The organism is Nitratireductor lacus (genome assembly GCF_056431025.1).
This window is the reverse complement of sequence record NZ_JBWKMB010000046.1, coordinates 1-6,448: the sequence shown is the minus strand read 5'-3', so window position 1 is coordinate 6,448 and position 6,448 is coordinate 1. Positions and strand designations below refer to the sequence as shown.

Below are 6,448 nucleotides of genomic sequence, written 5' to 3'. Positions count from 1 at the left end.
GCCCAGTTCGCTGTTCTTTTCGGCGAACGCTTCATGCGGGCAATGGCCTGATCAATGTTAAACCCGCCCGGCCAAACACGAAAATTCTGATACTCCCCCCCATCAGTGCCCTGGCCGATCGTACCGCCGCGGCAGCCAATCTGGATGGGCTCAGGGCGGAAGCCCTGCAGCTGAGGGTCGCAATGCAAACGGCACGCAATGAGGATCTGCAATTGCCGCCGGCCATTGCCTGGCCCGCCGACCTCTCCATTCCTATCCGTCGGCGAGAGGAGAGAGTGCTGGCCGATGCGCTCGCGAAATTGGCGGCCGAGCTTGCCACGCTTGAAGGCCAGCGCCTGGAGAAGGAAGGCGCGCGCGCCGGATTGAAGTTGGAGATCGCCGAGCGGGAGATGCTTGTCCAGCTGGAAAACAAAAAGGTCGCCATGAAGCGGACTCTTTTGAAGAAGGAGCACGGCACACAGAAGGAATTGATCGACGCCCACAGCGCCTATCAGCAGCAAAAGACCGAGTTGGTCGAGCTGAAGAACGCACATGCGAATGCGGGGCTCGCCATCACTGTCCTGGAGCGTCAGTATCACCAGATCCGCGAAGAATTCATCGCCGAGAAGAGCCGACGGCTCGCCGAGGTGCTGCGTGGCATCGACGAGGCCGAGCAGACACTGGAAAAAGCTGACGCACGGCTTAAGCGCATGACCATCACCGCACCGGTCGCCGGTACGGTGGAAGCGCTGACCCTCACCACAATTGGACAGGTGGTTGGTGCACGCGACACGCTGATGCGCATCGTGCCGGAAAGTGCAACACTGGAGTTTGCCGCAAAGTTACCGGTGAGGGACGCCGGCTTTGTGGAAAGGGGGCAAAAGGCCAAGATCAAGTTCGACAATCTACCCTTCACTCGATATGGCACGTTCGATGCGACGGTGACTAATGTGGCCAGCGATGCCATCCCCGACGAAGAAGCCTGGGCCCGGGCCAGCCGGTCCGGCGAGACCACCGGCACCAATGCCGCCGAACCTGTAGAGCGCGCGCAGGGGCTCGTCCTTTTGGTCACCCTCGAACTCGCCAAGACGGAAATCATGGCCGATGGCCGTCCCATCCGCCTGTCGCCCGGCATGAGCGGCAGTGCTGAAATCCACATCGGCCGCCGCCGCATCCTCGAGTACATCTTCTCACCTCTCAGCGAAATCGCGACAGAGGCGATGAAGGAAAGATAAGACTGATGAAGATTCGTATTCTTACGGTGATCCATTGTCCAATATCGGATCGGACGTGACAATTGTCAGCGATAAGAATTGCCCTGCCACCTATTGTCTGGAAGAGGCTGGCGCCAATGAAGATCAGTACGACCACGATCAGCGAGGCTTCGTGCTGGAATGGCAAGATACGATCGATAATCACCTGGAAGATGAAAGGCTGCACCAGGCCAATCAGGCGCAAGCAGATGGCCAGAAACATTAGCTCGGAATAAAGCGGCTTGAATTTCCAAAGCGTTCGGCTGAACCGGGAAAGTGGGATTTCACCAGCGGGTTTCTCCGCGGGCGCGCTCAAAGGCACGCATCCACTTCGCCGAGCGCGGAAATCACACAGGCGCCCGCGATCGCCGAAGGATTGTCCGTCACGATAACTTCAATGAGCCGGTCCGCTGTGGGATACAGTGTCTTGAGTCGCTGACGGATCGTGTCCGGTGAAACCTTTTCGACCTCATCGAAGGTGTCCATGACCCGATACTCGTCGAAGCCGTCGAGCTCGCTTTCAAGTATGAAATCGGTGACCACGTGGGGATAGGTGAGATTTTTCTTGAGATTGGCGGACAGAACAGATTTGAGCGCCTCGGCTTCCTCAATGTTAACGCCGTTGTCGCGCAAGCGGTTATAGGTTTCACGCACCACTGCGCGCGTCTCTTCGAGACGCCTCTTATCGACCTCCCCCGTCATAACGAAGAATCGGGCGGTGCGCGTGTAGTTGGAAATTCCTGCATCGAAGCCGTAACTGGCGCGCAATTTGTTGCGAATCGCCTCGAACAGCCGGGATTGCTCCCCGCCGCCGAGAACGTTCATAATAACGATATCCTCAAATTCACCGCCCTCGCTCGTGGGCGGCAAGGGTCCCATGAAGCCGAGCAGGGTTTTTTCCGCATCGGGTCGGGTGATGACAATAGTACGTGGATCAAAGTCTGCGTCGGCCCTAGGTCTGTCATGCGCCTTACCTTCCGGCAGGCCGGTTAGCAGCGCGTCGACAGCCCTTCCGGCGTCTTCTCCTGAAACACCGCCCGCGACGGCGATGTGGATCGAAGCCGTGCCGAACGTCTCCCGCCACCACGAGACAACGTCTCCGCGGGTCACCGCCTCGATTGGCTGCCGATAATCCAGAGTGAGGAAGGCATTCAGCGGAGTGTTGCCGAGCACCGCCCGGCGGATGGCATCCCAGGCTAGATTGGCCGATTGCTTATTGGCTTGCTCCATATCGGCCTTCAGGCTGTCTTGAATGCGCGCAAGCCATTTTTCATCCAGACGTGGCTCGGCAACCACCATATTGGCGAGCGAAACTGCCTGATCGAGATCATCAATATTCACGATCAGTGTGCCGCGTATCTCGTCGGCCCTTACGGCAAGGTTCCCGTCCGAGACCAGGTCGGCGAAGCGCTCACCGAATTCCGCAGCGTCATATTCGCCTGCCCCAGCCGTTAACATGAGCCGCGTGCCGATATAAGGCACTGCCGGGTTGCGGTCCGCCCTGTATGCCCAGTCCGATGGCCAGGAAATCTCGACCGCGACTTCATCGGTTTCAGGCATGGCAAGGAACAGGAACTCGTGACCCGCTGGAGAGGTGAGGCGCTCGACGTTGCGGTCGGCAGCAAACGCCTCTCCCGACGCCAAACCGAGCGACAGCAGATGCAGGCAGGACAGTACGATTGAGAGGATGAGACGCATTTGGGCTCCGCAAGTTCAGGGATTGGCGAAAGTGATGGCTACACGGCCTGACCCGGCCATTGCGGCCAAGAGGGCGTCTACCTGGCCGCGTTCGACCCGTTGCAGACCGGCAAGGAAATGCGACAGGCTTTGTGGCTGCTTTCGCAACGCGATCAGATCGAAAGCGCGGTCCAGAGCTATGCCAGCCGGGTTCTGGTCGCGGGAGATTGCATCGAGCGCACGCTTTCGGACACGGGCGAAGGTTGCCTCGGGAATGCCCGCGGCTGCGCTTGCCGAGAGCGCCGCCTCGAAGGTTTCGAGCAACTCGTCGAGCGAAACGCCTTTGTCCGGCGTGGCGAAAAAAGAGAGCATTGCATGGCGCGCGTCCAGAACATCGATCGAGAGGCTGAAGCTCTGTGCAATGAAGGCGTCGAAGCGCAGAGGTCTGGCAAGGCTGCCCGGCAATCGGGAATCGATCGCGTCAGCTAGGAGCATTGCCGCGAGGTCGATTTCGGCAACATCATGCGGCTCGGCCAAAGCGACAACCTTGCGGTAGAAAAGCTCCGGTTGAGCGAGTCCGGCATCGGAAACGACGCGCTCACTCCGCGTCGCCTCTGGCATCGCATAGCTGAGCGCGGGCATCTCGCGTGCGCTGGTCGCCCAACCAAAGCTGGCGGCAATGGCGGCATTTGCTTCGGTGACAGTTGTATTGCCATATATGAGGAGAACGGCATTATCCGGCCGATGCGTGCGGGCATGAAGGGCGCGGGCTTCGTCGAGCGAAAAACCGTCAATATCGTCAGGTGTGCCGATCACCGACCGCCCGAGCGGTCCGCCTCCATGAGAGCGCCGATTCAGATCCTGGACTAGCGGCGCGTAGGGGTTTTCGCGCATGCGAAAATCATATTCGCGCAGAACGATACCGCGCTCCTCGCGCATAAAGGTTTCGGAAAGCTCGATGGGGGTAAATACGCCGGCAAGGGTAGCGATCATGCTCTTCAGGTCATCGGTCTTGCCGCTCAGCCAATAGCTGGTTTCGCCAAGGCTGGTGCTTGCATTGGAATGCCGCTCGAACGAAGAGCTTTTTCGTCCGCCCGCATTGAGCCAGGCCAGATGCTCCACATAATGGGCCAGTCCTTCGGTGCCGGTATTGCCGGCTTCTCCCGACAGGACGATGAGATAGGCCGTCACCCGGTCGGTCCGTGTGTCCGGCACGAGCCAGGCATCGACAAGGGAACCGGGATCCAGCCGCAATAGGTCTTGCGCCTGGGCAGGGAGGGCTATCTGAAGGACGAAAGCAACGATGGGTAGGAAAGGGCGCATATGAGTGGAGAAAGAAGAGACAATTTCGATCAGGCTCTCAGGCTCCTAATGGGGGGCGACAATGAGAATGCCCTTACTCATAGCCCTTCCAGAAGTCGGCTTTGCCGTCTTTGGTGAGGTCCTTCAGCATTGCCGTCTGTTCGGGCGTCAGTTCGAAACCTTTTTTAGCCATGCGATTGTCCTCTCCGTGCAAAGGTGGTGTTCAAAGCCATTCACTGTTTGTCGTGGGGCTCATCGACCAACCAGCGCTCCAGCAATGTGCGGATGCCGGCCTTGATGGCGCGCCACTCAGGCAGCGCGTCCTTCGGGAAGGTGCCGCGCATCCCCAAGCCATGGTCGCTCAGATAGAGGTCGAAGAAGCATTGATAGGGATAGTCGCAGTCGAGCATGATCTCATCACGGCCATCCTCCAGGTTCACATAAACCTCACCGCCGATCTCCTCTTTCACTGGCGTAACGTGAATGAGACCGTCATGCTCCACTTTGAGCATGTAGCGGGCACCCACGAGATTGGTCATAATGTTTTTGAATCGCAGCCAAGGCGCCAAGTGAGTGGATGGCGTGTCCTCATCATCCGTCATCACCTCGACGGTTGGAATGATGACGAGGAACTCGTCCTTGTCGGGCTTTGGCCTGCCTTCTTCCTGGTAGCGGAAGTCCGGCCGCCCGGCCATGTCCTCGGCCGGCGCGCGCAGGTCCGGCATCCAGAAGGCAATCTCGAAGCTGGTTCTTATAGGTGCGCAATTAATACGCTCAGGTGTTTGCCGACCTGTGTGATATTCATATGGTACTCTGAAAAGATGTTTGCCCAGTTGCATTTCAACGGGGTAGTTTCGGTCGATGGCGCGCTTCTTGATATTCCCGGCCCCAGGAGTTTTGGCATCTGGATCGGGTTTGCAAGGATACTCCGGCCACGGCCCGGTCACTTCGGCACCTTGTTGATTGTCCTGATTCGGCGCTGCAATGTTGCCGACGTCCTGCGCCATGGCCTGACCGCTTGAGAGCAACAAGACTGCTGCCAGAGCCGGCAGCCATTTGCGCCAGTTGACCCGTCGGTTGTTCATGTCGTGCCTTGCTGGAGAGGGGGCGGAATATATGAGCAGAGCCTGCCTCAACATCTTTGAAATCGAGATACGTTGCGCCTGAGAAATCGCAGAGCTCAAAATCGTCTCCGATCCGAATGTCTGGTTCATATTCTATGATGACCTTCGACTATTCCCGAAGCGCAACTGTCCGTCAGCAAGGCTCCGATACGGTATAACGTAAGGTACGGGTCAACAGGTTGGAGAACAGATCAAACTGATATGTCGTGGGCTTGTGCGGCATGGACATCCGCGAATACCAGAATTTCCGTGTTTGGCTGGGCATAGTGGGAGGAAAGGAGAATGTTTCCCTTGGCCCGACGCAAAGACCCTAAACTCCTGATGCGCTTGTCGATCAGCTTCTGGCTGGAGCCGATCCGAAAACAGTTTTCGATCCCGATGGCCTCCTTGACGATCTGAAGAAAGCGTTTGCAGAGCGCGTTCTGAACGTCGAATTGGATCATCATCTTGGCGGCGATGTTGAAGCCGGCAACCGCCGCAACGGCTACGGCAAGAAGACGGTGACGACAGATAGCAGCTCCTTTGAGCTTGAGGTTCCCCGCGATCGGGAAGGCAGCCTCGATCCGCAACTGATCGCCAAATATCAGCGCCGTTTCCCTGGCTTTGACGACAAGATCATCTCTCTCTCTCTCTCTCTCTATATATATATATATATATATATGCCCGCGGCATGAGCACGCGCGAGATTGTCGGACATCTGCGCGAGTTCTATGGCATCGAGTTCTCGCCGGATCTGATCTCAACAGGAGCTATGGCGGGAGTTGGGTAACGACGGATTGAGGAAGGCGGCGGCTGGCGACATGGGCCGGATGGTCATCACTATTCAGGGCATGTCCGAGCTTAGCGGACAGGGGCAATCATGATGAGCGAAATTGGTTCAGATTGCCGTGTACACTGGGAACATGTTGCGTGGAATTGCCGAGTGTGGCGAGAAATACTTGGAGATCAAGGATGGCCAATTGCAACATATTGCAACATGAGATTGGCGCGTATTCTTCTATGACTTATTGATTTCAGGGAGTATCAGAATTTTCGTGTTTGGCCGGGCGGGTTTAACATTGATCAGGCCATTGCCCGCATGAAGCGTTCGCCGAAAAGAACAGCGAACTGGGC

General features: G+C 57.4%; 5 protein-coding genes and 1 pseudogene. 3 read left to right on the top strand and 3 right to left on the bottom strand.

All coding sequences use genetic code 11. The features are described 5' to 3' along the window. Window positions 1-47: 47 nt before the first annotated feature. Window positions 48-1,214, top strand: coding sequence for an HlyD family type I secretion periplasmic adaptor subunit (locus tag AC07E3_RS21210; RefSeq protein ID WP_478364692.1), 1,167 nt, complete (start codon window positions 48-50; stop codon window positions 1,212-1,214). A 34-nt stretch (window positions 1,215-1,248) separates the two neighbouring features. Then, a complete protein-coding gene (locus AC07E3_RS21205; RefSeq protein ID WP_478364690.1) occupies window positions 1,249-1,458 on the top strand; it encodes a hypothetical protein in 210 nt (69 codons plus the stop codon). Between the two features lie 86 nt (window positions 1,459-1,544). Here AC07E3_RS21205 and AC07E3_RS21200 read toward each other — a convergent pair whose 3' ends face one another. The 3 genes from AC07E3_RS21200 to AC07E3_RS21190 all read right to left on the bottom strand — a co-directional run bounded on the left by AC07E3_RS21200 (window position 1,545) and on the right by AC07E3_RS21190 (window position 5,296). Continuing rightward, entirely contained in the window at window positions 1,545-2,930 is a 1,386-nt protein-coding gene (locus AC07E3_RS21200; RefSeq protein WP_478364688.1) for a M16 family metallopeptidase, read from the bottom strand. 15 nt (window positions 2,931-2,945) lie between these two features. Next, complete coding sequence (locus AC07E3_RS21195) at window positions 2,946-4,163, bottom strand: M16 family metallopeptidase (RefSeq protein WP_478364686.1); 1,218 nt, start codon at window positions 4,161-4,163, stop codon at window positions 2,946-2,948. Window positions 4,164-4,444: 281 nt separating this feature from the next. After that, entirely contained in the window at window positions 4,445-5,296 is an 852-nt protein-coding gene (locus tag AC07E3_RS21190) for a hypothetical protein (RefSeq protein ID WP_478364684.1), read from the bottom strand. A 330-nt stretch (window positions 5,297-5,626) separates the two neighbouring features. On the opposite strand from AC07E3_RS21190, the pseudogene AC07E3_RS21185 reads away from it, so the two are divergent. Then, a pseudogene (locus AC07E3_RS21185) lies at window positions 5,627-6,080 on the top strand (transposase); the annotation flags it as partial. Between the last annotated feature and the right edge of the window lie 368 nt (window positions 6,081-6,448).

Coding starts and splice junctions, on each gene's coding strand:
- AC07E3_RS21200 (WP_478364688.1), bottom strand. CDS start 2,930: ATGCGTCTCATCCTCTCAATCGTACTGTCCTGCCTGCATCTGCTGTCG.
- AC07E3_RS21190 (WP_478364684.1), bottom strand. CDS start 5,296: ATGAACAACCGACGGGTCAACTGGCGCAAATGGCTGCCGGCTCTGGCA.